General features: G+C 43.8%; 27 protein-coding genes and 1 tRNA gene. 10 read left to right on the top strand and 18 right to left on the bottom strand.

The genetic code is table 11. From position 1 onward, the window contains the following. Window positions 1-11: 11 nt before the first annotated feature. The 11 genes from ACMXYR_RS10180 to ACMXYR_RS10230 form a co-directional block, all read right to left on the bottom strand. Window positions 12-1,337, bottom strand: a complete 1,326-nt coding sequence (locus ACMXYR_RS10180; RefSeq protein ID WP_415901470.1) for a sensor histidine kinase — start codon at window positions 1,335-1,337, stop codon at window positions 12-14. Between the two features lie 3 nt (window positions 1,338-1,340). Then, window positions 1,341-2,000, bottom strand: a complete 660-nt coding sequence (locus ACMXYR_RS10185) for a response regulator transcription factor (RefSeq protein ID WP_415887708.1) — start codon at window positions 1,998-2,000, stop codon at window positions 1,341-1,343. Between the two features lie 4 nt (window positions 2,001-2,004). Beyond that, the gene (locus ACMXYR_RS10190) at window positions 2,005-2,304 is read right to left on the bottom strand and encodes a PepSY domain-containing protein (RefSeq protein ID WP_415884135.1); all 300 of its coding nucleotides are present in this window, start codon (window positions 2,302-2,304) and stop codon (window positions 2,005-2,007) included. A 238-nt stretch (window positions 2,305-2,542) separates the two neighbouring features. Beyond that, window positions 2,543-3,259: an LrgB family protein gene (locus tag ACMXYR_RS10195; protein ID WP_415901471.1), complete on the bottom strand. Its 717-nt coding sequence runs from the start codon at window positions 3,257-3,259 to the stop codon at window positions 2,543-2,545. Next, entirely contained in the window at window positions 3,252-3,590 is a 339-nt protein-coding gene (locus tag ACMXYR_RS10200; RefSeq protein WP_415901472.1) for a CidA/LrgA family protein, read from the bottom strand. Before ACMXYR_RS10200 ends, ACMXYR_RS10195 begins: the two co-directional genes overlap by 8 nt. Window positions 3,591-3,641: 51 nt before the next feature. After that, a complete protein-coding gene (locus ACMXYR_RS10205; protein ID WP_415903642.1) occupies window positions 3,642-4,292 on the bottom strand; it encodes a YceH family protein in 651 nt (216 codons plus the stop codon). 76 nt (window positions 4,293-4,368) lie between these two features. Continuing rightward, window positions 4,369-5,085: a hypothetical protein gene (locus ACMXYR_RS10210; RefSeq protein ID WP_415901473.1), complete on the bottom strand. Its 717-nt coding sequence runs from the start codon at window positions 5,083-5,085 to the stop codon at window positions 4,369-4,371. A 9-nt stretch (window positions 5,086-5,094) separates the two neighbouring features. Further along, window positions 5,095-5,610, bottom strand: coding sequence for a hypothetical protein (locus ACMXYR_RS10215; RefSeq protein WP_415901474.1), 516 nt, complete (start codon window positions 5,608-5,610; stop codon window positions 5,095-5,097). Then, window positions 5,607-6,215 carry a hypothetical protein gene (locus ACMXYR_RS10220; protein ID WP_415887703.1) on the bottom strand — a complete coding sequence of 203 codons (609 nt, stop codon included), beginning with the start codon at window positions 6,213-6,215 and terminating at the stop codon, window positions 5,607-5,609. Before ACMXYR_RS10220 ends, ACMXYR_RS10215 begins: the two co-directional genes overlap by 4 nt. Next, window positions 6,212-6,922 (bottom strand): MotA/TolQ/ExbB proton channel family protein, encoded by a 711-nt coding sequence (locus ACMXYR_RS10225; RefSeq protein WP_415901475.1) that lies wholly within the window; start codon window positions 6,920-6,922, stop codon window positions 6,212-6,214. Before ACMXYR_RS10225 ends, ACMXYR_RS10220 begins: the two co-directional genes overlap by 4 nt. Window positions 6,923-6,972: 50 nt before the next feature. Next, the gene (locus ACMXYR_RS10230) at window positions 6,973-8,727 is read right to left on the bottom strand and encodes a pyrroloquinoline quinone-dependent dehydrogenase (protein ID WP_415901476.1); all 1,755 of its coding nucleotides are present in this window, start codon (window positions 8,725-8,727) and stop codon (window positions 6,973-6,975) included. 222 nt (window positions 8,728-8,949) lie between these two features. On the opposite strand from ACMXYR_RS10230, the gene ACMXYR_RS10235 reads away from it, so the two are divergent. Beyond that, complete coding sequence (locus tag ACMXYR_RS10235; protein WP_415901477.1) at window positions 8,950-10,329, top strand: HAMP domain-containing sensor histidine kinase; 1,380 nt, start codon at window positions 8,950-8,952, stop codon at window positions 10,327-10,329. After that, a complete protein-coding gene (locus ACMXYR_RS10240) occupies window positions 10,316-10,972 on the top strand; it encodes a response regulator (protein WP_415901478.1) in 657 nt (218 codons plus the stop codon). Before ACMXYR_RS10235 ends, ACMXYR_RS10240 begins: the two co-directional genes overlap by 14 nt. Before the next feature lie 71 nt (window positions 10,973-11,043). Here the strand turns inward: ACMXYR_RS10240 and ACMXYR_RS10245 are convergent. From ACMXYR_RS10245 to ACMXYR_RS10255, 3 genes are all read right to left on the bottom strand, one after another. Continuing rightward, window positions 11,044-11,119, bottom strand: a tRNA-Ala gene (locus ACMXYR_RS10245). 160 nt (window positions 11,120-11,279) lie between these two features. After that, window positions 11,280-12,782, bottom strand: a complete 1,503-nt coding sequence (gene gltX / locus ACMXYR_RS10250; protein ID WP_415901479.1) for a glutamate--tRNA ligase — start codon at window positions 12,780-12,782, stop codon at window positions 11,280-11,282. Window positions 12,783-12,888: 106 nt separating this feature from the next. Then, the gene (locus tag ACMXYR_RS10255; RefSeq protein ID WP_415898607.1) at window positions 12,889-13,278 is read right to left on the bottom strand and encodes a diacylglycerol kinase; all 390 of its coding nucleotides are present in this window, start codon (window positions 13,276-13,278) and stop codon (window positions 12,889-12,891) included. A gap of 170 nt (window positions 13,279-13,448) precedes the next feature. Between ACMXYR_RS10255 and dusA the strand changes: the two genes are divergently transcribed. The 3 genes from dusA to ACMXYR_RS10270 all read left to right on the top strand — a co-directional run bounded on the left by dusA (window position 13,449) and on the right by ACMXYR_RS10270 (window position 17,216). Beyond that, complete coding sequence (dusA, locus tag ACMXYR_RS10260) at window positions 13,449-14,432, top strand: tRNA dihydrouridine(20/20a) synthase DusA (protein ID WP_415898608.1); 984 nt, start codon at window positions 13,449-13,451, stop codon at window positions 14,430-14,432. Between the two features lie 17 nt (window positions 14,433-14,449). Beyond that, window positions 14,450-15,400 (top strand): transaldolase, encoded by a 951-nt coding sequence (gene tal / locus ACMXYR_RS10265; RefSeq protein WP_415901480.1) that lies wholly within the window; start codon window positions 14,450-14,452, stop codon window positions 15,398-15,400. A gap of 127 nt (window positions 15,401-15,527) precedes the next feature. After that, window positions 15,528-17,216, top strand: a complete 1,689-nt coding sequence (locus tag ACMXYR_RS10270) for an HAD family hydrolase (RefSeq protein WP_415901481.1) — start codon at window positions 15,528-15,530, stop codon at window positions 17,214-17,216. Between the two features lie 83 nt (window positions 17,217-17,299). Here the strand turns inward: ACMXYR_RS10270 and ACMXYR_RS10275 are convergent, their stop codons facing one another. Together ACMXYR_RS10275 and speE are read right to left on the bottom strand one after the other, a co-directional pair. Next, window positions 17,300-18,466: an MFS transporter gene (locus tag ACMXYR_RS10275; RefSeq protein WP_415901482.1), complete on the bottom strand. Its 1,167-nt coding sequence runs from the start codon at window positions 18,464-18,466 to the stop codon at window positions 17,300-17,302. Between the two features lie 104 nt (window positions 18,467-18,570). Beyond that, on the bottom strand, window positions 18,571-19,440 hold the full coding sequence (gene speE / locus ACMXYR_RS10280; RefSeq protein WP_415901483.1) for a polyamine aminopropyltransferase: 870 nt from the start codon (window positions 19,438-19,440) through the stop codon (window positions 18,571-18,573). Window positions 19,441-19,955: 515 nt separating this feature from the next. On the opposite strand from speE, the gene ACMXYR_RS10285 reads away from it, so the two are divergent. The 4 genes from ACMXYR_RS10285 (at window position 19,956) to ACMXYR_RS10300 (ending at window position 24,129) form a co-directional block, all read left to right on the top strand. Next, window positions 19,956-20,969 carry an amino acid ABC transporter substrate-binding protein gene (locus ACMXYR_RS10285; protein ID WP_415884114.1) on the top strand — a complete coding sequence of 338 codons (1,014 nt, stop codon included), beginning with the start codon at window positions 19,956-19,958 and terminating at the stop codon, window positions 20,967-20,969. A 79-nt stretch (window positions 20,970-21,048) separates the two neighbouring features. Continuing rightward, window positions 21,049-22,230 (top strand): amino acid ABC transporter permease, encoded by a 1,182-nt coding sequence (locus ACMXYR_RS10290; protein WP_415901484.1) that lies wholly within the window; start codon window positions 21,049-21,051, stop codon window positions 22,228-22,230. A gap of 15 nt (window positions 22,231-22,245) precedes the next feature. Then, window positions 22,246-23,346 carry an amino acid ABC transporter permease gene (locus ACMXYR_RS10295; RefSeq protein ID WP_415901485.1) on the top strand — a complete coding sequence of 367 codons (1,101 nt, stop codon included), beginning with the start codon at window positions 22,246-22,248 and terminating at the stop codon, window positions 23,344-23,346. Window positions 23,347-23,358: 12 nt separating this feature from the next. Continuing rightward, window positions 23,359-24,129 carry an amino acid ABC transporter ATP-binding protein gene (locus ACMXYR_RS10300; RefSeq protein WP_415898616.1) on the top strand — a complete coding sequence of 257 codons (771 nt, stop codon included), beginning with the start codon at window positions 23,359-23,361 and terminating at the stop codon, window positions 24,127-24,129. Between the two features lie 95 nt (window positions 24,130-24,224). Here the strand turns inward: ACMXYR_RS10300 and ACMXYR_RS10305 are convergent, their stop codons facing one another. Further along, window positions 24,225-24,881, bottom strand: a complete 657-nt coding sequence (locus tag ACMXYR_RS10305; protein ID WP_415901486.1) for a glutathione S-transferase family protein — start codon at window positions 24,879-24,881, stop codon at window positions 24,225-24,227. A gap of 104 nt (window positions 24,882-24,985) precedes the next feature. Here ACMXYR_RS10305 and ACMXYR_RS10310 point away from each other — a divergent pair, with 104 nt between their 5' ends. After that, a complete protein-coding gene (locus tag ACMXYR_RS10310) occupies window positions 24,986-25,849 on the top strand; it encodes a LysR substrate-binding domain-containing protein (RefSeq protein ID WP_415901487.1) in 864 nt (287 codons plus the stop codon). Here ACMXYR_RS10310 and ACMXYR_RS10315 read toward each other — a convergent pair. Next, window positions 25,836-26,549 carry a lytic transglycosylase domain-containing protein gene (locus ACMXYR_RS10315; RefSeq protein ID WP_415901488.1) on the bottom strand — a complete coding sequence of 238 codons (714 nt, stop codon included), beginning with the start codon at window positions 26,547-26,549 and terminating at the stop codon, window positions 25,836-25,838. The genes ACMXYR_RS10310 and ACMXYR_RS10315 overlap by 14 nt on opposite strands. Between the last annotated feature and the right edge of the window lie 42 nt (window positions 26,550-26,591).

Raw genomic sequence — 26,591 nt, forward strand, 5'->3', positions numbered from 1 at the left:
TTAACCCCTAATCAAAGCTTCTTAACTAGCTCAACTTTTACTCGTAAACCACCTAACTCACTGGCTGATAGAGTTAGACTTCCTTCATAAACTCGTGCGATTGACTCACAGATAGACAATCCTAGGCCGTGACCAGGCAAATGTTCGTTTTCATCAACCCTGACTCCACGCTTATTTGCCTGTTCGATCTTACTTTCACTAATACCTTCACCATCATCGTCTATATAAAAGAACCAATGATTACCATCCGTCTGTACTGTAATTCGTACTTCTGACTGCGAATACTTCCATGCGTTATCTAGTAGATTTCCTAACAGCTCCAACATGTCATCTCTGTCAAAAGGCAGCTTGTCATGCTCACTGTTTACGGATAAAGCCAGCTTCCTATCATGAATCTGGTTCAGCAGGACTTCTATGTGAGGTAGTTCTTCTGCAAACGAAAACAGATAGCCCGGCATTGGCGCACCAGATATACGTGCACGTCTCAATTCTGAATCAATTCGGCGATGCAATTGCTCAATGCTCTTATCTATGGCTTGTCGCTGCGCAGTATCAGTCAACATTGATGCATGTATCTTTAATTCTTGTAGAGGCTTCTTAAGTTCGTGCGCTAAATTACCCAACGCCATACGTGAACGAGACAACTGTTCTTCTGAGCCTGACACCAATTTTCGAATAGACTCAACCAACCCAGATATCTCTTGTGGGACATCCTCAGGGAAGCTCAATTCACCGGTATTTTTATTGTTTTCAATCGCCTCCTGAACGGGAGCTAGGCGATTAAAACCCGTCCGAATGACATAGCGTTGCCATAGAACAAAGCCAAAAATCGATAACCCGGCGACTGCAACTAAGATCCACTCATAGAACCGCTGTTTCTGTTCAATCAAGGTGATATCTTCAGCCACCCACAAACTGAAGGTTTGGCCTTTTTTGGTGAACGCTTCTTGATAGACCAACCACCTTTCACCTGCATTCTCGAAATATTGATATTCTTCTGTATCACCGGAAGAAAACCCCGAAACATCAATTACGGTATCCCACAAAGATCGAGAACGGATTTGCTCTTTGTTCCAGCTTAAAATGAAGTAATGGCCTGAGCGGACACGCTGGTACACAGTCGGTAAATATTTTTCATCGACATGCCAAGCAGAGCCTTTTTTATCAATAGATGTAATCAAGCTTTCAGCATCCTGCTTAAGACGACTGACCACCAAATCATCTACAAGAATGTGAACACTGCGATCGATAATAAAAACCAAGACCATTAATAGCGGCAAGACCACCAGTAATAATCGGTTTCGAATACGCTGCTCTAATGAGATCACTCGAGTCATGGCTCAGCCCTTTAACCTGTAACCTTGACCACGAAGGGTCTCGATAATCCCTTTGCCAAAACGCTGTCTGAGTCTATTTACATAAACCTCGATAACGTTACTGTCTCGCATCTGTTCTTCTTCGTAGACATGCTCGCTAAGGTGAGCTTTTGAAAATACCTTTCCAGGATTCAACATCAGATATCTAAGTAGCCGAAACTCTATCCCCGTAAGCTGAATGGAATTTCCATCCTTATCCTGCACTTGCTGCGTATCTGGATCCAGAGACAAACCGCACACCGAAATAACTTGAGATGCTCTGCCGAAATAGCGTCGAATCAACGCCTCTAAACGCGCTAACAATTCTTCAGCGTGATACGGCTTACCTAAATAATCATCTGCGCCTGCTTTCAGACCATCAACACGCTCCTGCCAGCTATCACGAGCGGTTAATACTAAAACCGGTGTCATATCCCCTAGAGCACGCATCTGTTGAAGTACCTCTAAGCCCGAACACTTGGGCAAACCAAGATCCAAAACAATCGCATCGAATGATTCCTCTTTAATTCGAAACAACGCATCTTCACCGTCATAAGATTCTTCAACCGCATAACCACTTCGTTTTAAAACCGGCTTTAAGGCTTCAACTTGTGCGATTTCATCTTCAACTAATAAAATCTTCATAGCCCTACTCTTCAAACTGCTCTTGGAGGAACAAACCGGTTACTGCATCAATCTCAAACTCCACTACAGAGTTACTTTTATTGATAACTTCCACCGAATACACATAACTGTCCTCACCTTCGCGGCTGAGGGATAGATCCAATAATCTTGCGTCACTAATCTCTGGATGGAGCGATAAGATCTCTTCAAGAGGCATTACTTTGCCATCTTTCACTAGCTTTAATACTTCATCCGCACTTAGCTCTTGAGCTTGTGCTAAAGGTGCTAAAAGCACGGACAGTAATAAAATAATTCGTATCAACATTGAGTCGGTCCGATCAAAATCTACGCTAGTTTTATTGGCAGTATAAACAAGCAGTCTTAAATCAAACTTAAAAAACCGGCAGATTTGTTAAGGAAATACAGCCTTTTGATTATAGTCACAATTTTTACAATAAAATCATAAAGTTATACCTTTAAAAATCTTTATAAAATCGTCTAAAACGACCTAAACATAAAAAAACCGGCAAGTGCCGGTTTAAGAAAGGTTCGTTATCTTAAAATTAGTAGAGCCAGACAAAAGGCAAAAATATTGCGGTAAAAATACCGGTTAATCCCATACCCAGAGATGAGAATGCTCCGGCAACAGGGCTGATTTCAAAAGCCCTGATAGTGCCAACGGCATGACCGTTGATGCCTAACACTAAGCCAACTAAACGCTCATCAGTGACGTTTAATCTTAAAGCTAATAGATCAACGAAAAATACAGCAAACACGCCTGTCGCTAATAACCCACCCATCATTAATGATACAGAACCACCCAGCTGTTCCGTTAAACCTATAGCTATTGGCGCCGTAACTGATTTTGGTGCAATTGAAGCCAGCACCTGATCACTAGAACCTAAGCTGAAAGCTATTATTACAGCGTAAACCACAGCTAAGCTGGCAGAAATGGGTACCGTTAACAGAATTTGTCGCCACGCAGCTCGGATATGATGGCTCTGCTGATACAAAGGAACACCTAAAGCGACCGTGGTTGGTGCAATAAGTACAGATAACCACTTTGCCCCTGAGTAGTACTCTTCGTAACTAATCGATAATCCAAATAAAAACAGCGCCAAGAATGAGGCTGTCAATAACATTGCCGGACACCAAACGGGCTTACCCATTTTTTTGAAGAAATAGCCGCCCAAAACAAAGGAAAACAATGTTAGTCCGATTGCAAATAATGGCGCTTCAAGGAAGTGCGGTATCAGGCTTGATAGTGAATATTCAGTCATCTTGGCTTTGATCCAATCGACCGAATTTAACTAATAGTAAGGATGTCAAAACACTTAACAAGGTTCCCACGCCTAGTGCTAACCCTAGGCTCAACCATTCACCTTTAAATTGCTCTCCTAAAAAGAACACGCCAACAACTCCAGGAACGACAAAAAGAACCAGAGAGGAAATCAGTTGCTGACTTGCTGTAGCAAGTTCATCACTTACGGAACCTCTGATCATCAACCATAGCGTGATCATTAACATACCGATTGCAGCACCATGAACAGGTAACTGCAGCAGATAGCTGATTGCTTCCCCCAAGATGAGGAAAGCAAACAAAATGAACATACCTAAAATCATAAAGGTAGCCTGAAGGGAATTAGCGGTGGTCGCTTAGACTTAATTAATATCTGATGAATTTTTTAACGTCATAATCTCTTGTTTGAGATCGGCGACCTCTTGCTCTAGCCTTGCAATTCTTTGCTGCAAAGTAAGATTGTGATCGTCAGTATCCGTTCCGGCTATTTCAACATCAGCATCTTCAACCGCACCGCTGAAAAGATGGACGTAACGTGATTCCCGCTTACCCGGTTCACGCGCTAAGCGCTGAACCAAAGAACCCATAGGGTGATCCGCTAAACTAGTCAACGTAGCTTCCACTTCAGATACGTCTTTAAATTCGCATAAGCGATTTGTTCTAGTTCTTAATTCACCGGGTGTTTGCGGGCCACGAAGGAAAAGTACACAAATAACAGCAAGCTGCTGCTCGGTAAATTGAAGGTCACTAAACTCAGTGTTGCAAAAGCGGTGCTTAAATTTTGATACACGGCTACCAAAACCGCTCTCATCACGCACTAAGCGTTTCTCTTTAAGCTCATCCAATACGTTTTGAACTTCGCTCTCATCAAGTGACAGAACAGGTTCTCGATTACTTTTCTGATTACAAGCGGTTGTTAGGCCATTAAGTGACAGAGGATATTGATCGGGTGTCGTTATCTCTTTTTCCAACAAACAACCAATAACACGAGTCTGTAGTGAAGTTAGATCCATATCCACGATTTACTTCCTTCTGTTTCAATATGTTATCCACCATAACATATTAGTCATGTTTCAGAAGAAAACTGTTTTATGGATCAAAACGAGATAATTCGTAACTGATTACCCCACCCTTGAATAACTCCATACTTAATGGCTCTTCTCGTACAAGTTTCACCAAACCAACGCCCGGGGCATACCATTCAGTCTGTGTAATCGGGATATCTTGATACCCTAGTTTAGGGTCAACATAGAGGGTTAACACTGTAGCCCCTTCAACCCTGATACAACGTTCAAAGGTTCCTGCTGGAACTTCAACGGTATCTGTAACCGACTTAATCTCAAACTGTAAATTAATATCACGTTTACGTGGATCGGGTACTGCGAAGGAAGCAGTCGCATGCAAAGCATAAGGCTTGGTAGGTACGGTCCAACTGCGACCTACTTCAAGATCTTTATTATTGGGTAAGATCCTAACGAGAGACTTTTCAAACCTTGGTTGGTATTCAATCAATGTACGACGTGCAGCTCGATAAACCCCTGTATCATCTTTGAGAATATAGTAATCGGTGCCGTCACTGGTATGACGCACACTGATTGTATCTTCAGTAAAAACCTCTCCCTCTTGAAATTGGGTTTCTCCGAGATTTTCGATTGAAAACTCACGCTGGCTCTCTCGAGAGCCAAATAGCTCATTAACCTGATATTCCCACACAACACCTTTCTGCAAAGGGAAATAATCTGTGTCAGGAATATCAGCGCTACAGCCCGCTAATAACAAGCTCGCCAGAAAAAAAGTAATTCGCATAATCACAGTTTATTTCTCCGGTAGAGCGGGATCAGGGACTTGAGTAAAATTGATCAGCGGAGATTTTTGCCCCAAAGCATCCTTGCGTTTCGCATCTGAAGGTTTAGTAAAACGCTTTGAAGGCTGCCCTAACTGAGGCTGTCCACTTTTAGTTTTCTTTAAAGCTTCTTCAACAGCCCCATGGGTCGCTTGGTCATAATCGATCCGGAATGCTCTGGGCTTTTCGTCCAGCTCATCATTTTTCAGATCGGTAAGCCAAATGTAGATATCACCCTCTTTATTTGCTTGCTTATCCGGCTCTTCAATTACCGCGTAGTGAAACAGGAACTTATCAGGCAAAGCTGTAGGACTCGGCCAGCCCTGACTTTGCTTCCACCCCAAGTAGCTACAACCGTAGAAAAACAATGCAATGACAACTAAACCGGCTTTAACTGGCCACTTCAATCGCCCACTGATGACCGCCAACAATAACAGTGCCGTTAAAAACACATAAGCCAATGTCAGCACTAGGAGTTCTTCATTCATTTCTGATTCGCCTTAATAATGCTTTTCTGCAGTTTGTTAATATTGGTTACTTTGCCTTGCGTATTCAGGGTAAAACGCAAGGCTGTCAGCTCATCATTTTCAGCTGCCAAGGTTTCAGTGGTGTAACTTATAACCTTAAGTACTGGATTCACCTCTGCCAGATAGACGGTCACTGGAACAGGTTCGTCATTCTCACTTTTAAAGTAATGAAGGTTGATCACGTACTCACCTGGAGGCCGACCTCGAATCGTCAGTACCTCCTGATTAATTGGATTCGTAATCGTTTTCCCATCAATCACCTGAGTATCATTGGCGTTGCCACGATCATCTCGATCCAAATGCATCAGACCTTGTTGTGTCCGCTTGTAGTAAACCTTTTCACCTTTGGGACCTAAAGCCCAAACGTCAATATCGTTAGGGCTACCATCCGGCCAACTCACCGTAATAATAAACTCAGCTTTGGGATCAATAATCCCCGACTTTGCCGGCGGATTGAGCAGTAACAGTGCAACCAAAAACAAAAAGGTAAAAGTCAGCAATGCGTTGAAGAGCAGATCGGTAAACGGATCTATTTCGAAGTTAGATCGCTGACCAAAAAGTTTCATGACGCAGGCTCGTTTTCTGCAGCACTATTTTTTTGCTGACCTAAGGTGATGCTTAAAGCCACAAAACGATCAGCCATACGATCAAGCAAAAGATATTGAACACTTAATAACATGCTGCAGGTTAAACCAATCAAGGTGGTGCTCATGGCGATGCCCATACCATGGGTCATCTGCTGCATTAAGGTTTTAACATCATCAATCGTTAGATTTTCCAAACCAGAAACTGAGCTCAGCATAATGATAAAACCAATAACCGTACCTAAGAGCCCCAACTTAACCATGACTCCCACAACAAACCAGCCAACCTGATGTGAACCTCGAGCCCCTTCAACAAGTAGCTCCGCTAATAGCCCTTTATCAGCGTTTTGGTCATGTAACTCTTCATCAGACACATTGAACAAGTAATCCTGTGAAAGAGAGAGACCATCAGGAAATGCTTTTTCCTCGGGGGTTATCCCCGTTTCTTTGCGGCGAATGTAATAATGATCCAACATTGAAAACTGTTGGGAGAGATAAAAACTACGATAAGCACAATGGCAGCTCATGCCTACCAGTAATACTAAGATGAATATGCAGACGCGGGTTTGATCTTGCTGAATAATCTCCAACAACACCCCTTGATCCCAGCCGACATAGAAGCCAAAAAGAATCACGCCAAATAATAAAGCCCAGTAGAGCAGAACTTTATTTTGCACAGGATTGTACATACTAAGCATCCTTACACATTCAATTATGAGTAATCTCTAATACTACTAATTCATTTAGCTGCAAGAGGCAAACTAAATACCAACAAACTATCCCCTGTGGGGTAACCAGCGATCTTATTCCCACCTGCTGCAACAGCGATGTACTGACGACCATTGTGGCTATAACTTACCGACGGCGCATTAACACCATAGGACTGTTTATAGCTCCAAAGCTTTTCACCGGTAGTAGCATCTACCGCAAAAAACTCACCATCCCCCTCGCCACTGAAAACCAAACCACCTGCAGTTGCTAAGGTTCCGCCTAGCATGGGCAAACGCATTCTGTTCTGCCAATTCACTTGACCGGTATTTAAATTGATTGCTGTTAAGGTTCCATAATGTTGAGTTTCATCGAACTCAAAATAGCTATAGGTTTGCCAAGGTAGCTCTGAATTCAGTTTTAAAGGTTTGCGGTAATAGGTTGCAGGCATATGAATACCTGCAATATAGACTTGCTGCTTATTAGGATTAACCGAAACTGGAGACCAATTGCTACCACCTGCAATACCCGGAGCAATGGTTACCCCCTCCTCAGTTGGATCAGCAAATAAGTTAACTTGAGGCACAAAAGGATCAGATTTAAACAGCAGCTCACCGGTTTCTCTGTTAAGTACGTAGAACCAACCGGTTTTTCCCGCTTGCCCTACTGCTTTTACAGTCTCACCTGCCACAACGGTATCAAACAGCACCGGAGGGCTGGAAACATCGTATCCCCAACGATCATGTGGCACTTGCTGGAAGGCCCATTTCAGCTCTCCATTTTTGCTATCAATCGCCACAATACTCGAGGTATGCAGGTTGTCACCCGGTCGAGTGGAACTATCCATATTAGGTGCGGGGTTTCCTGTTCCAGCAAATAACCACCCTGTTTCTTCATCGATAGCTGGCGTGGTCCATACAGATCCCCCACCAAGCTTCCAACTATGTTTAAACCTTTGTGCAGCCGCTTTTTCCTTTGCAATATCACGATTAAGCGTTAAACCACTTACCGTAGTTTCTTGCCAATCCCCAACCCAGTGCTCACCATTAACACTATACCAACGCCATAGCTCCTTACCGGTCTCCATATCAAAGGCAGATAGAAAACCACGTAATCCCGTCCGACCATCGCCAATACCCACAACCCTTAGCCCTTTTTCAGTATCGAGATGTAAACCATACCCTGCCCCAGTACTACCGACGATTACCATATCCTTGTAAACCTGAGGGGCCATATTGAAACTATGGCTTGTGCCACCAGTAATCTTTGCGTCTCCACCAAGATCCATCCCCTGTAACAACCCATCGACGCTTTCCTGAACTGAAAGCTCTAAGTCTTCGACTTTGTTCTTCCAGACCAGTTCGCCCGTGGTTTGATCTAATGCGATCAACTTTCCATCTATTGTCGCCTGAAAAACCTTGCCTTTAGCTACAGCTACACCTCTATTTGCTGGCCCACAGCAACTTTTCTTTTTCGGGTTTGGATGCTCATAACGCCACACCTGCTTACCAGTTCCGGCATCCAACGCGACAACATGATTGAAAGGAGTCGATATATAGAGATGATCACCTACTTTTATAGGACTCGTTTGAAAGCTCGCTTTAATACCGCTATCAAACTTCCATGCCAACTGAAGTTTTTCTACATTTGTTCGGTTTATTTCTGAAAGAGAACTAAAGCGCTGATTGTCCAAACCATTACCGTAGGTTGCCCAATCATCGGCAAACACGATCTGGGATAAAACACTCCCAAGCATTAATCCTAAAAGCTGGTTTGGCACTCGCATAAGTGATTCCTTAATACGCATGATGTTGTATAAATCGATCAAAATAGGATCGACTTTGATTACTTAAGCATAGAACTAAACTAACTTTTCCTTTTAAAAATCAACAGCGTTAACTTGACCACAAAAGGCGGGTTTATTGCCCGATACACAAACACGTTATCTACCTACAATATGAAACATTCTTTTAAGGCATAGATACCAAGACAAAGATTCTGTTTACTGATGAAGTCGATAAAACTTAACTTTCTGCTAATTTCTCTTGTTGCTATTTCGGGAATGGCTGCGCTATTAATCTCTGCATTTATAGCTTTATATAAGACAGATGCAGACTCACGGAAACATGCTCAAGAGATATCTGCCATCGTAAAGCAACAACTCGAGTTTCAGGTTTTAAAAGTTCAAAACGATGTAATGGCGCCAGAGCACTTCCCTGACTTTTTCCTCTGGAAGCACTCTGCAGGCTTCACTGGGTTCTGCGTTTCCTTTGAAACTAATACAGGCGAGGTAGCACGTAGCCTCTGTTCAGGTGATTACACTGAGGATGAATGGCCTTTATGGTTTGAAAGCTTCTACCTAGCACTGTTCACTTCAGCAGAGGAAACACGTTCCAGAATTACCTCAAAAATTGGCATTGAAGGTGACATTGTTGTTTCTCCTAGCAAACCAATTTTGTTGCACAATGCCTGGAATAACATCATGACGCTGATGGAGTTTTCTATCATTGTCGTCGGAATTCTTAGTTTGCTGCTCTATCTATGCCTTCACTGTATTTTAAAGCCGGTCAAAAAAACCCAGCGGGTATTGAATGAGATGCAGAAAGGCAACTTAAGTGCTCAAGTTCCTCCCTCTCATATCAAAGAGTGGCAAGAAACCGCGACCGCGATAAATAACTTAGCTGTCAGCCTTAAAGAAACCATAGATGACCGAAAAGAACTCTCATACAAGCTCCTCAATATCCAAGAAAATGAACGGCGCTATCTCTGTCGAGAGCTGCATGACGATATGGGGCAATACCTAACAGGACTCAGAGCAATCTCTCATTTCCTACAACTGGAAGTCGATAGCCAATGTCCGGAGCTTTCGCCCAAAGTTAAGCAGGTAAATACGATCTCTGAAGAGATGATGGAGCTGGTGAAAGACTTACTATTCCGGTTACGACCTGCTGACTTAGATGAGCTAGGGATCTCTGAAAACCTAAAATCGATGATCCAAGACTGGAACACCAAGCACTTCGATAAAAACTGCTCGATCACTTTAGAGGGTGAAATCAACAGTATTCCAGCAGCGATAGCCGTAAATATCCTAAGGACTATTCAAGAGTGTTTAACCAATATTGTTAAACACGCCTCTGCCAGTGCTGCAGAAGTACATCTAACTTACTACCCAACAGATCATAAATATCTAACGTTAACGATCCAAGATAATGGCAATATGACTCAGCCTGAGCCGCTAATTAAACCGGGGAATGGTTTATTAGGTATCAAAGAACGGATTAATGCGCTTAATGGTGAATTAGAGCTGAGTAAATCACCACTAGGCGGACTAAAAATAGCAGCGAGCATTCCTGTCTGCGAAATAAAGGGATCCAATGAGCACAGTTAATATTCTTCTAGTAGATGACCACGCAATTGTCCGTGAAGGTTATAGAGCACTTCTAAACCGCGAACCCAATTTCCACATTATCGCTGAAGCGGGATCTGGTGAAGAAGCTTATTCCCTCTATAAACAACATTCGCCTGACCTCGTTCTTTTAGATCTTTCTTTGCCGGGGAAAGGTGGTTTAGCGACCCTTTTACAAATCCGCCAGTATGACCCTAAAGCCCAAGTTCTGATCTTTAGCATGCATCAGAACCCCGCGATGGCCAAAAAAGCAGTGGATGCCGGTGCGCGTGGTTACATCACTAAGAGCAGCGCTCCCGAATTACTGATACAGGCGATCAAAGATATTACACATGGTCAGTTAGCTATCAGCGATGATGTTTCACGTGCCTTGGCGCTAGAAAGCCTTCAAGGCGAAGCGGCTATCCTTAGCAAGCTGTCTACCCGTGAGTTTGAAATTCTTCAAATGATGATTGCCGGCAAAACAAAAGATGAAGTAGCTGAGACGCTTTGTATTAGCGCTAAAACTGTCGCGAACAGTTATTACATCATCAAAAGTAAACTCGAGGTCAAAACTGATATTGAGTTGATCCATACCGCTATTCAAGCAGGTATGCTCTCACCTGCTGAACTCATACCTAGTTAGTATAAGAGCAAGAAAAAATGTGGTTTTGAAGCTTAGCGGGATCGAACCGCTGACCTGTCGGCGTTTAGAATTGGTGGAGCCTAGGAGGATCGAACTCCTGACCTGTTCGCTGCCAGCGAACCGCTCTCCCAGCTGAGCTAAGGCCCCATAGATGAAGTGTTGGCTATAGTAATTAGCCGAAAAAACAGAGTCAAGAAAGATTGAAAGCAATTGAAGTCAGCTAAGTGCAGGAAAAAGCGCGAATAAAAACTGAAGCCGGCTGAACCTAGCTGGTTTAACCGACTTCGACGCTTACAGAGTAAGTCTATTACCCTTCAATCTGCGCACTTAGTGCACGGTATTCTTTTTCCCAACGTTTCGCTTCTTTCTTAGAAGGACCACCAAGAACATTAACCGCGTGACGCAGACGCGCACGTGTCATATCTGGGCCTAGGATTGCCATAGAATCCATCACAGAAACAGTCTGGTTAGTACCCGCTACCGCGATAAACAATGGGAATAGGAAGTCACGGATTTTGTAATCCATTGCTTCAGCAAGCTGTTTAAACTGACCGAATAGACGATCTTTATTCCACTGAGTTTCCGTATCTAGCAACCATACTGAGTACTGCAGCATCTTGCGGATATCATCAAGTTCCAATGATTTATGCGCAAAATCTTCTTCAGTGATATCTAGCATGCCGGATAGGAAGAAGCTAGCAAGTGGAGCGACATCAGACAGTTTCTCCACACGCTGTTGAATCAACGGTACGATCTGCATCAGGTATTCAGGGTTTAGTGCCCACTCCTGATACTTAGCAGCAAATTGCGCAGGATCTAAGTCTTCACGCAACCAAAGACCGTTCAACCAACTTAGTTTCTCTTGATCGAAGATTGGACCACCAAGAGATACACGCTGAATGTCGAAGTTATCGAACATCTGCTGACGTGTGAATTTCTCGCTCTCATCCGGCATAGACCAACCCATGCGAGCAAGGTAGTTCAACAATGCTTCTGGCAAGAAGCCCATACGTTGATAGTAAAGAATACTCGTAGGGTTCTTACGCTTAGATAACTTAGATTTGTCCGGGTTACGAAGAAGCGGCATGTGACAAAGCTTCGGCATATCCCAACCAAAGTATTCGTATAATAACTTGTGCTTAGGCGCAGAGTTGATCCACTCTTCACCACGGATAACGTGCGTGATCTCCATTAGGTGATCATCTACAACGTTTGCCAAGTGGTAAGTCGGCATACCATCAGATTTAAGCAGAATCTGAGCATCAACCATGCCCCATTCCAGCTCAATTGTACCGCGAAGCATATCGTCAACTTCACAGGCACCTTCACCTTCAGGTACAACCATACGCACTACATAAGGCGCGCCCGCTGCTTTACGCTTTTCTACTTCCTCTTCAGGAAGGGCAAGATCGCTTTGCTTAAGCGCAGTATGACCACCTGCAGCACGGCGAGCAGTACGTAGCTCATCTAGCTCTTCAGATGTACGGTAGCAAAGGAACGCTTTGCCTTCTTCCACCAGCTGCATCGCGTATTTTGCATAGTCTGCTTTACGCTCGCTTTGACGGTAAGGACCGTGAGGACCACCCACATCTGGACCTTCATCCCATTCCAAACCTAACCAACGTAGCGAGTCCAGAATCTTCTGTTCAGATTCATCCGTACTACGTGTTTGGTCAGTATCTTCGATACGCAAGATAAACTGACCGCCATGCTGACGAGCAAAGGCTAGATTGAACAATGCGATATAGGCTGTGCCTACATGAGGGTCACCTGTTGGAGAAGGTGCAACACGGGTACGAACGGTCGTCATTGGTGTCCTTGGAAATCTGATAAAAATGAATAGCGGCAATTATATACTTAGCGGCCCTTTTCGAGCCACTAAGAAATCAATTAGGCGATAGATAATAGGAGAGAAACTATAAATAGTTTTCCCAAAGAACAGCCCCCCAGATCAGACCACCCATAATCAGTGCGACCATCACGACGGCAGAACCTAAATCTTTGGCAAGCCCAGCTAACTCATGAAACTCAGTGCCCGCACGATCGACTACCGCTTCAATGGCGCTGTTGACCAGTTCAAAAGCTAACACCAATAAGCAAGTACAGATTAACGCCGCCAATTGCATAGGGCTTTGCGCCACAAAAAAAGATAGAGGAATAAGCACTGCACTCCCCCAAACCTCATAGCGAAAAGCGGGCTCTTGAATGTAAGCGGCCTTAAGGCCCTGCCATGAATAGATAGAAGCATAATAAAAACGCTTTAGACCCGTATTCTTGGCAGTCGCACCCTGTGGTTTATCGCTCATGGTAAAGTCATTTCCCTAAATTTATCGCCTAGCTTTAGAAGCTAAGGCTATCACTTCTACATTGGATTCCGTACAAATAGTTGGACAAAATCCACCTATGTGCAGCGCAAAATCGGTAGACAGTATATAATCGCCTCTGTTCTTCGATTTTGATTGTATCTACACATTTAATGACCTCTACAACAGATAACCTAAACCGTCGTTTTACCGTTGCACCTATGATGGACTGGACGGACCGTCACTGCCGTTATTTTCACCGTATTTTGAGCCGCCAAGCGGTTTTATATACCGAGATGGTGACTACCGGTGCTTTGATCCATGCAGAAGCAGATCGTTTTTTGCGTTATAACACGCAGGAACAACCTGTTGCATTGCAGTTAGGTGGCAGCAACCCAGCCGATTTAGCCCAATGTACCAAGATGGCTGAGGATTATGGTTACAATGAGGTGAATCTTAATGTTGGCTGTCCTAGCGATCGTGTTCAAAACAATATGATCGGAGCCTGCTTAATGGCTCATCCGCAGTTAGTCGCTGAGTGTTTAGAAACGATGCAAGCTGCAGTAAAGATCCCTGTTACAGTAAAACACCGTCTTGGTATCGACGATATGGATAGCTATGAAGAGCTACTCAGTTTTGTAGAGACAGTGCGTGGCAGTGGATGTAATGTATTTATTATCCATGCGCGCAAAGCGATTCTTCAGGGCCTAAGCCCAAAAGAGAACCGTGATATTCCGCCATTGAAATACGACTGGGTTTACCAAATAAAACAGGAATTCCCTGATCTAGAAGTGCATATCAATGGTGGCATCAAGACTCTCGAAGAGTGTCACACACATTTGCAACATGTTGATGGTGTAATGCTAGGCCGCGAAGCCTATCAAAATCCTTATCTTTTGGCAGATGTAGATAACGAGTTATACAACTGCCCTGATGAGAAGATCAGCCGTAAAGGGGCTGCTCTAGCGATGGTGCCGTATATTCAAGAACAGTTAGCAGAAGGTGTTTCGCTGCACCACATCACGCGGCATATGCTTGGGCTATTTCACGCGCAACGCGGCGGTAAACAATTCCGCCGCTTTATTAGCGAAAATGCGCATAAACCTGGCGCTTCAATTGATGTACTCTTTGAAGCACTGGAACGTGTACCAGATTAGAATGGACTACTAGAAAGATGACAAGTCAGTTAGAAAAGCTAAAAGAAATTACTACTGTTGTTGCTGATACCGGTGATATCGAAGCCATTGCTCGCTTTAAACCTGTTGATGCGACCACTAACCCATCTTTACTGCTAAAAGCCGCTGAGCTTCCACAGTACAGCGCTCTATTAGAGACAGCTAAGCGCTGGGCGACTGAAAAAGGCGGTAGCGAGCAAGAAGTACTGGACAACATGACTGATCGCCTTGCGGTAGAGATCGGTCGTGAAATTCTAAATATCATTCCAGGTCGCATCTCGACAGAAGTTGATGCACGTTTATCGTTTGATACGCAAGCAACATTGGAACGTGCACGTAAGTTGATCGGCCTTTATGAAGAAGCGGGTATCTCTAAAGACCGCATCCTGATTAAGATTGCTTCTACTTGGGAAGGAATTCAAGCAGCACGTCAGCTTGAGCAAGAAGGTATTAACTGTAACCTAACTCTGCTATTTAGCTTTGCCCAAGCAGCAGCATGCGCAGATGCTGGCGTTTACCTAATATCTCCTTTCGTAGGCCGTATTCTTGACTGGTTTAAAGCGAACGAAGAAGGCGACTTTACGGGTGCTAACGACCCAGGCGTTCAATCAGTAACGAGTATCTACAACTACTATAAAGCGAATGGCTACAACACCATCGTAATGGGTGCGAGCTTCCGTAACATTGGCGAGATCCAAGAGCTAGCAGGTTGTGATCGCTTAACAATCGCTCCAGCCCTAATGCAAGAATTAGAGGACAGCACTGATGAGCTGCCAACTAAACTTGCACCTGAATCCGCAGCTTCCGAGCAAGGTAAACTTTCTTTGAATGAAGCAGAATTCCGCTGGATGATGAACGAAGATGCCATGGCTACAGAGAAGCTAGCTCAAGGTATCCGCAGCTTCGCAGCTGATCAGATCAAGCTAGAGAAGTTACTGTCAGCTGTATAAACACTTCTATCACTAGATAATAAAGCCCTTAACAGCATAAAAGTGTTAAGGGTTTTTTCTTTATTAATCAATATCCTGTCTATACTGATTTCTATGCCACCCTCAATTTTGGCTGAGGAGATCAGATATGGATACCGTTGTACTCCCCTACCCTAAGCTCATGCTGTTTGACTGGCATGGCACCCTTGTCGATACCCACGGCGCAATGTATCAAGCCATCGAAGAGATGCTTGCTCAATTAGACGAGCTAAATCTCACCCGACACATTCTGCCCGAAGAGAAAGCCAAAACCGAAGATGACGAAAAGCTCATCCGTTATATCCGTATCTATCGACATCTGCATCCACGAGTTTTAGCAGAACAACGTATATCCAGAACCGATGTATTTGAGGTTTTGTTTGGTGATAACGACAAAGCCAATGCCATAGCGCACAAAGCTTACAATGACTGCTATCGAAACCACTACGGCAGCGTAAAGCCTTTCCAAGCAGGCATGTATGAGTACCTTACTTATCTAAAGAAATTAGGTATTAAGATCGGTGTTGTTACCAACCGTAGCCGTGAATTTCTAGAACCCGAATTAGAGGCTGTTGAAAATGGCCGTTGGAAAGAGTTATTTGATGTCACACTTTGCGGCGATGAGATGCTGCACTATAAACCCGCGCCTAGCTCGATGATTCAGGCGAGTAAATCAGTCGATGAGCTCGCCGACCAGCATCTCTGGTATGTAGGCGATAGCGTTACCGATATGATGACAGCTACCAAAGCTGGTGTAACAAGGGTCTTTTATAACGGTGCCTTATGGAGCCCTCACTGGTTTGAACAAGTCTTTGCTGAATCGGCCCACCACCAATATGACCCAGATATTATCATTGATGATTTTGACGAGTTACTAGATCTCGTTTTGCAAAGCCGTAATGGCATTACCACCCCAGAATTAATACAGCAACGACCTCCTCGCCTTCCACCAAGAAAACCTCAACCACAAAGGGAAGAACCTGACTGGCACCCTGCTGTCGTGAATCTAACCTACCCTAAAGTTGTTCTATTTGATTGGCATGCCACTCTTGTAGATACTCTGGATGCTATGTATCACGCAGTGGATGATATGCTCAAAGACCTCCGTAATATGGGTCTGCTTGAACATTTAGTAGATTCTGCAAAGTGTAAATCCCCCGATGATCAACGACTTGTACAATATGTCCGTGAAAATTTAAGCCTACACCCAAAAATAAAACTCGACCGCAAGATATCCAGAACCGATATCTTCGAGATCCTCTTTGCCGACAATGAAGTTGCTAAGAAACTCGCGCACAAAGGTTTTACTGAGCATTACCGAAAATATTACGGAACAGCCCTGCCCTTTGAACCCAAAGTTCGGAATATGCTAGAAGGCCTGAGAAAACTGGGATTGACCGTTGGCGTCATCACCAATCGCGATCGCGAATTCTTTATTCACGAACTCAATACGGTCGATGATGGTTGGGCGCATCTATTTGATACCGAAATTTGTGGCGATGATACGGTTCAACGCAAACCCCATACAGACCAGATTATTAAAGCAGCTGACAATCTAAATTGTGATCTAGGCATGGACATCTGGTACGTAGGAGACAGCACAACCGATGTAATTGCCGCTAAGTCAGCCGGTATCACCAGCGTATTCTTTAACGGCGCTCAGTGGGATCAGCCTTGGTTAAATAAAATATTCCCGGGGAATGAGCGCTACCCTTATAAACCTGACGTAGTCGTAAATGACTTTTCAGAATTTTGGGCACTGATGCTTTCTTGTAGGCAACAGCAATCCAAACACTGAACCAAATCTCTATGATTTTAAATTTGGGCGCCTTTAATCACTGGGTAAGAAATACACCGAACTTGGCATATGATCTGTCTTTTTCAAGACTGAAGGCGCTTAGGAAAAATCCAAACAAAAGCCAAGACTACTGCAACCAGACTAGCCAGAGCAGATACAGAAAATGTCGTGAATGAGCCAAAGTCATCCCATAACAAGCCACTGACATAAGCGCCCAGAGCACCACCTAAGCCAAAGCCTACGCTAGAGAATAAGGCTTGTCCTTGCCCATGTGTTTTATCAGTAAAATATTGATGCACTAAAGCAATGCCAACGGCATGAAGCGTTCCGAAAGTTGCGGCATGAAGCGTTTGAGCAAATAGCATAATCCAAATGTTTTCTGGGACTAGACCTATTAGCCACCAGCGCACGACGCAGAGCATCAAGCTGACTAACATAATATTGCGTATACCCCACCGCTGTATCATCCAGTGCATATAGATAAAGATGATCACTTCAGCAATAACACCTACAGCCCAAAGTAGCCCAACTTCTGATCGACTAAACCCAACATCAACCATCAATACACTATAAAAGGTGTAGTAAGCCCCATGCCCAAATTGAACAAGAAAACAGATAATAAAAAAGACAACGACCTGCGGACGCAACAACAACTGCATAAAACCACGATTATCTGCAGATATATTGGCATTACCTGATTGAGCTGTGGTTGGCGGGATGAACAAGGTATTCACCCAGATTAAGATCATTAATCCGAACAGAATCCAAGGCAACCAACGGATATCAATATAATCAAGTAAAGCACCAATACCTGCGACGGTTACGATAAATCCAATAGAGCCCCAGAGTCGGATACGGCTGTAACGCGCTTTTTCTTTACCAAGCTGACTTAAGGTGATTACCTCAAATTGCGGAAGTACTGCATTCCAGAAAAAGCTAAAGCCTAACATCACCAAGCCAATCCCTAAGGCAGTCGTTTGCCAGAAGATACCGACAAACATTATGCAGGTCATTAACGCGCCAAATCGGACTATCTCGACACGCTTGCCGCTTCTGTCAGCCATCCAGCCCCATAAATTAGGCGCTACTATTCGGGATAATTGCAGCAAAGCCATCAGCGAACCAATGGTCTGTGCATCAAATTGAAATGATTTAAGGTAAAGGCTCCAATATGGAACCAAAGCGCCTAGTAAAGCGAAATAGAAGAAATAGAACCCAGAAAGGCGAATATACTGATCGAACTGCGACATAAGCTGATCTGTTCCTTTCTAGGGTTAGTAAGAAATAAAAAGCCGGTTCACCTAACGGCAACCGGCTATCGAAAAAACAAGTTAACTAGATGTACTTCTAGCCATCATGCCTCTTTTAATGCATTTAATAAATACTGAGGTAGGCCAAAGCAACCTAAGTGCATCTGCGGGTTATAGTAACGTGTTTCTATGCCGCTGTTGTCATAGCGTTTCTGTAACTCTGCAAGATCAATATTTCGTAATGATTCATTATCAGAACCCCACGCCAACGTCATCACACCACCGATATAAGTAGGTACAGCTGCGGTGTAGAAAGATTGGTCTTTGAAGTAAGGGCTCAGGCGACGACGTGTCGTAATCACTTCATCTTGCTGCAGGAAAGGCACACCATTTTGCGCGACAAAAACTCCACCTTCTGTCAGCAAGTTTTTACAGCCTTCGTAAAAACGGCTTGAGAACAGAACTTCACCAGGGCCTACAGGATCTGTGCAATCAGAGATGATAACGTCGAACTTCTCTTCTGTTTGATTAACGTACTCAACACCATCAGCAATCACGATATTGGCACGCGGATCTTCAAACGCACCTGCTGAGTGATTAGGAAGGTATGTTTTACACATATCGATTACGGCTTGATCGATCTCTACTTGCGTAACGTGCTCAACCGATTGGTGACGGCAAACTTCACGCAAGATACCTCCATCACCGCCACCGATGATCAAAACTCTTTTTGCATTCCCATGAGCCAAGATAGGCACGTGCGTTAACATTTCATGGTACACAAATTCATCCCTTTCCGTAGTTTGAATGATCCCGTCCAACGCCATAACAGTGCCATAAACGGGATTACGGAAAATAATTAGATGCCAAGAATCCGTTTGTTGCTCGAACAACACTTCCTCTACATCAAATTCCTGACCGTAGCCTTTATGGAGTGTTTCTTTGTATAAATTTTCTTTTAAAGACGTTGTCACTTGCTGTACTCGCTAACTAACGAAAAAGAGTAGTACTGCTAAACGCACTACATTAACTTAGAGTATAAACCTAACTTCGCAGGCCTTAAATTTTGGCCGCATTTATACCCCGAAAAAGGTGAAAAACAAAGTTTTTCCGCTCCGTCTATAACACAAATTTTCAACATCATTCAGTGCCTGCCTTTCGTTAAATTCCCCCTTTCACTGAAATGACATTTTCATTCAGCACCGATAACAATTTTGTTCAACCAACGAAACAAAAATTCCACTATCGGCTTCTTTATCCATTTTAAGAACTTTTTTTCACAACATTAGAAACTAGCGAAACATGCTCCAGCCCCTACAACCAAAGGCCTAGCGATAAACTACAACCAAAGTCTAATTCCACTACCATTTTCGATGTATTCTTCTAAGTTTGTTAGGAACTCAGATTTTTACCTACGCTTACTAATACAGATAACAAAAACAAGACAGTTTTGCGGCGTATAAAGCCTCAGAAAGGATGGAGAAACATAATGAAATTACTTACCTCGGTTGTTGCTACAGGTATGGCACTTGGTTTAGCGTTTGGTGCTCAAGCAGGCACCCTAGAAGATGTTCAAAAAAGAGGCAGCGTATCTTGCGGGGTAAGTACTGGCCTTGCAGGTTTTTCCCAGAAAGATGAGAACGGTACTTGGAGCGGTCTTGATGTAGACGTTTGCCGTTCTGTTGCAGCAGCAGTTCTTGGCGATGCAAGCAAAGTTCAATACAAGCCTCTAACAGCTAAAGAACGTTTCACAGCTCTTCAGTCTGGTGAAATCGATATTCTTTCTCGTAACACAACTTGGACGCATACGCGTGATACCTCTCTAGGCCTTAACTTTGCTGGCGTTAACTACTACGACGGTCAAGGTTTCATGGTTTCTAAAGACCTTGGCGTAAAAAGTGCGCTAGAACTAGACGGTGCTGCTGTATGTATCCAAGCAGGTACAACAACTGAACTTAACCTTGCAGATTACTTCCGTGCAAACGGTATCAGCTACAAAGCAATCACATTCGATACATCTGACCAAACACGCTCTGGTTTCGAAAGCGGTCGTTGTGACGTCCTAACTTCAGACCAATCTCAACTATATGCTCTACGTATAGGCCTAAAGGACCCTTCCGCAGCGATGGTACTGCCAGAAGTTATCTCTAAAGAGCCTCTAGGCCCTGTTGTTCGCCAAGGTGACGACGCATGGTTTAACGTAGTTCGTTGGTCTCTAATGGCGATGGTAGAAGCTGAATTCCTAAAAATCGACAGTGCTTCTGCTGATAAAGCAAAAACTGAAGGCAACCCTTCTCAGAAACGCTTGATGGGTTCTGAAGGCGATGCAGGTCAGAAACTAGGTATCCCAGCTGATTGGGCATATAACATTGTGAAGCAAGTTGGTAACTACGCTGAAAGCTTTGAGCGCAACGTAGGCCAGGGTTCTCCGCTTAAAATTTCCCGTGGTCTAAACGCCCAGTGGAACCAAGGCGGTATCATGTACTCTTCACCAGTACGCTAAGGAAGGATCAAACAGAGGGGCATTTTTCATGCCCCTCTGCTATTTTTACTTATAACCTTCTGAAGATAAGTGCTTAATTATGTCTGAAAAGCCACAGGTGAAGTCATCACCCTCCTTCTTCAACAACCCGAAAAACCGTTCGATTATTTACCAGCTGTTGTTACTAGCAGGTTTGGGATATTTCTTTTACGGTATTATTTCTAACACACTGGCGAACTTGGAAGCCCGCGGTATCAAAAGCGGTTATGACTTCCTGTTTACGACTGCCGGTTTCGATATTCTAATGTCGTTAGTACCATACGATGCAACGCATACATATGGTCGTACATTTATTGTCGGTTTATTAAATACCATTCTTGTTTCAACAATCGGGATCATTCTCTCGACGATCGTTGGCTTTATTATGGGGGTTGCTCACTTCTCTCATAACTTACTAATCAGAAAGTTGGCCGTCGCTTATGTAGAAACCTTCCGAAACATCCCACTACTACTTCAAATTTTCTTCTGGTATTTCGCGGTATTGGCAGCACTACCAAGTGCTCGTCAAAGCTTGAGCCTTGGGGAAGTGATCTTCTTAAACGTTCGCGGCCTCTACTTCCCAGGACTTAATGCTGAAAGTGGTGCTGGTATTGTTTATGGTGCGATTGCTGCTGCCATTGCCTCTATCTTTATCCTCAAGCGTTGGGCGAAGAAACGTCAAGATGACACCGGCCAGCAATTCCCAGTATTACAAGCCAGTTTGGCTATTCTGTTTGTTTTACCTCTAGTTGCCCTATTTGCAGCAGGCGTACCGTTCACTTGGGATTTCCCTGAGCTTAAAGGCTTTAACTTCCGAGGTGGTGTAACGGTTATTCCTGAACTGATGGCACTTGCCTTAGCACTTACGGTTTATACCGGTGCATTTATTGCGGAAGCAGTAAGGGCGGGTGTTCAAGCAGTACCTCACGGACAAACAGAAGCAGCACGTAGTATCGGATTAAAAGAGAGCAAGATCATGAAGTTGATTGTTGTTCCTCAAGCCATGCGCGTTATTGTGCCTCTGCTTAACAGTGAGTATCAGAGCCTAGTTAAAAACTCGACTCTGGCAACAGCGATAGGCTATCCCGATCTATTCACCGTATTTGTTGGCACGACACTTAACCAAACAGGTCAAGCGATCGAGATCGTATTTATGACAATGGCGGTCTATTTTGTCGTAAACATGTCCATTTCTTTTGTGATGAACCGCTTCAATGCAAGCGTTTCTCTAGCTGAACGTTAATCGGGAGTGATTGAAATGAAAGAATTTAAACCACTACCCGATCAACCAGCACCGCGTGATACCGTAGGTCCAATTCATTGGATCAGAGATAATTTCTTTGACTCAATATCCAATTCGATTGCGACACTACTTATCCTTGCTGGCTTGGTGACAGTTATTCCACCTCTGGTCGATTGGCTATTTATCTCTGCCAATTGGGCGGGCGTTACTCAAGACGCTTGCACTAAAGATGGTGCTTGTTGGGTGTTTGTTAAAGCTTGGTCCAAACAGTTCTTCTATGGTAGCTACCCTGCCGAAGAAATTTGGCGTATCAACGTTTGCTTGATTGCCCTTGTTGGTGTCATCACTGCATCGAATATGCTGAGCAAAGAGCTGCGCAACAAGATCGCTATACCACTTTTCTTAGCATTGCCATTCCTATCTATTCTGATTCTTGATGGTAGTTGGATTGGACTGGAGTATGTATCAACTGACTATTGGGGCGGCTTCTCGCTCAACGTACTACTAGCCGCTGCGAGTATTATCGTTGCCTTCCCATTAAGCTTCCTTTGGGCGCTCGGACGTCGTTCTGATATGCCATTTATACGAAGTGTAAGCGTTGTACTGATTGAGTTCTTCCGTGGTGTACCAGTACTTGCCCTATTCTTTATGGGCTCTGTAATGCTGCCACTGTTCTTCCCTGAAGGAACCAACGTAGACAAACTGATTCGCGTATGGATTGTACTTACACTCTTCATGTCCGGTTATATGGCTGAGGTATTCCGAGGTGGTTTTCAGGCTGTCCCTAAAGGGCAGTACGAAGCAGCAGACTCTCTGGGTCTAGGCTTTTGGCAGAAAACACTGCTGATTATCCTACCTCAGGTCATCAAGATCTCTATGCCGAATATTTTGGCAACATTTATCATGCTCTTCAAAAATACGACGTTCTTATTGATCATCGGTATCTTTGAAATGCTGAGTACCACTCAAACAGCACTAGCAAATTCAAGCTGGTTAGGTGGCCATTCGACTGAAGGTTACCTTTTTGTAGCCGTCGTTTTCTGGATCTGCTGCTTCAGCATGTCCATGATCAGCGCATCAATCGAACGTAAACTCGACACAAGCCATAAGAACTAAGAGGTTTTCCTTGTGAGCATAGAACACGAAAAAAATATCGAAAACAACGAAGATATCATCGTTATCAAGGACCTCAACAAATGGTATGGCGAGTTCCACGTATTAAAAGATATCAACCTACGCGTTAAAAAAGGCGAACGCATCGTTATCTGTGGCCCTTCCGGCTCAGGTAAATCAACAATGACTCGCTGTATTAACCGTCTGGAAGAGTTTCAACGCGGCTCTCTAACCGTTAATGGTGTAGAGATGATCGAAGATGTGAAGAATATCGAAGCGATCCGCCGAGAGGTAGGAATGGTATTCCAACACTTTAATCTTTTCCCTCACCTAACCATCTTAGAAAATCTGACGTTAGGTCCAATTTGGGTCCAGAAAAAACCGAAGAAAGAAGCTGAAGCGACAGCGATGAAATATCTGGAAAGGGTAAAAATTCCAGATCAAGCTAATAAGTTTCCAGGACAACTATCAGGTGGTCAGCAACAACGTGTAGCCATTGCACGTTCGTTGTGTATGAACCCTGAAATTATGCTATTCGATGAACCAACCTCTGCCCTTGACCCAGAAATGATCAAAGAGGTATTGGACGTAATGATCGAATTGGCAGAAGAAGGGATGACGATGCTTTGCGTAACCCATGAGATGGGTTTCGCTAAGAAAGTTGCGGATAGAGTAATCTTTATGGATGCCGGTGAAATTGTGGAACAAAACACCCCAGAAGAGATTTTCCACAATCCGCAAACAGATCGTTTACAGCTATTCTTAAGCCAGATATTGGATCACTAATACCTAATAGCCAATACCTAATAAAAACGAACTTTCCAGCGAAAGCAAAGCCGCTTACCTGTATTACAGCTAAGCGGCTTTTTTTATTTAAAAATTTACTCTACAGGCTCCCCAGCTTCATCTTCTTCAACCACTTCAGTTTCCTGCAGAGCATCATTTACCCAAGCCTGAAGAGCGGGATGCTGTAAAACTGTCTGCATATAAGCAGAGGATTGCGGTGATAGCTCAATACCGTAAGTTACAAAACGCAAAACAGCTGGAGCGAAAAACACATCAACAATCGTAAAACCGCCAAATAACCAAGGCCCCGAATGTTGATGCGTAGCTCTTAATTCTGCCCAAAGAGCATCCATTCTCAGGATATCTTGCTGTGCTGCTGAGCTTAATTCAATTGCCCGTTTAGCTCGGCAGTTCATCGGCATCTCATTCCGAAGCGCATTAAAGCCAGAGTGCATCTCGCTGACGATAGCTCTCGCTTTGGCACGCTCTGATACATCACTCGGCCATGCAGCACCTTCTAGATAGCGCTCATTAACATACTCGCAAATAGCGAGAGAGTCCCAAACATTCAATTCACCATCGAGCAATACAGGCACTTTGGCTACGGGAGTATGCTGCTTTAACGTCTCATAAAATTCATCAGTGAAGAGGTTTATTTTAAGTTCATCAAATTCGACCTCAAAAGCTTTGAGCATCAACCAAGCTCTTAATGACCAAGACGAGTAGTTTTTATTCCCAATAATTAGCTGCATAACATCCTCCGTATCTAGGCTTAAGATTGTGGCAACTTGCTTTCTATCTGACTAACGAATAGTTTTGATAGCTCCTATTCGAAATATTGATGGATGATCGCTGTATGGATATAGATGCACTTCGCAGCTTTATCGCTTTTGTAGATACTGGAAGTTTTACTCGCGCGGCTAAACAAACTTTTCGTACGCAAAGTGCAATCAGCATGCAGATGAAAAAGCTTGAGGAAGAGACAGGCCACAGTCTATTCATCAAAGAAGGACGTAACCTTTCTTTGACCAACCAAGGCCAAGAACTGGTCAGCTATGCTCGAAGGCTTATCGCATTGCATGATGAAGCTATTGGGCACTTTTCCATTACCCAAGCACAAAGGCCATTAAGAATTGGATGCCCTGATGATTATGCGGAATCGGTTCTCCCACAACTATGCCAGCTTATCAGCGAAAGAATCCCGGATTTAAACTTTAATATTGAGTGCAATTGCAGCAGTAAATTACGCTCGATGTTGGATTCGGGTGAATTAGATATAGCCATTCTCACTCGGGCTCCAGATGGCGATGAAGGTTTTGTTCTTAAACACGATATCGGTGTTTGGGTACATGGGGGTTATCCAGAACTGCTAGAGCAATCGCCACTGCCTTTGGTGTTATTTGAACCAGATTGTAAATTTCGAACCACAGCTGTTGATGGTTTAGAAAAGCAAGGGATCGATTACCGTTTAGTCTGCGCGTCTTCTAGCTCAACTGCACTCAAGGGTTTATTAAGAGAAGGTCTAGGTATCAGTGCTATGGCGACTTCAAGCATCAGTAAAGATCTAGTAATCATTGATGAGAAACGTTTACCCCCTCTACCCTCTGTCGATATCGTCCTCGCGATCGCACCTAGGCCACACCCTATGTTTGGCTCAGCTGTAGCGACTGAATTGAGTACAATCTTATTAGAACAGAGCGAGAAAACTACAACGCTTTAGCGTAGCGCTCTTTTAGGATAGAGACGCGCTCAACATAGGCCTTGGTTTCAGCGTAGGGAGGCACCCCATTATAGCGCGTCACAGCTCCTGGGCCTGCATTATATGCAGCAGTACTAAGGGTTAGGTCACCAGAGAAATTTTGTAAAAGCTGGGCTAGGTACTTCGTCCCACCCTCGATATTTTGATTAGCATCCATGCTATTTGTGACACCAAGATCTTTCGCTGTCGCCGGCATTAGTTGCATCAAACCTTGCGCCCCTACCCGAGAGACTGCATTAACTCGGAAAGCCGATTCAGCATGAATTACTGCACGGACCAAGGCTTCATCAACGCCGTATTTTTTCGACATCTCTTTAACTTGATCACTATGTGCATTCAAATTTAAAGGCGTGGTGTGCCAATTAACTGTTGAAGCTACACCGCATGCAAAACAATCAAACCTCAGAACTTCAAATCCAATATTCAACGGTCTTTGATCCGAAAATGACAGCACTCCATTATCGTTCCGATACTTATAGACTTTTTTGAGTGAAGAGGAGCTTTTATTGGTGTAGTTAACCTTCCTCTGCTTATCGCTGAGGTTGGTATATTCGACCCGTCCATCTGGGTGCACGATTTTCCGAATTTCACCCGCAATAACGTTAAGAGGTGCTAGCGAAACGAAAACACCAATAATCGCAAATACCGTGGTTGAAACCATAGCTTTCCATATCTTCATAAACAGCAGTTTAGCAGCTATTAA

It is taken from the genome of Neptuniibacter sp. QD29_5, from assembly GCF_047778125.1.
Lineage (GTDB): Bacteria > Pseudomonadota > Gammaproteobacteria > Pseudomonadales > Balneatricaceae > Neptuniibacter.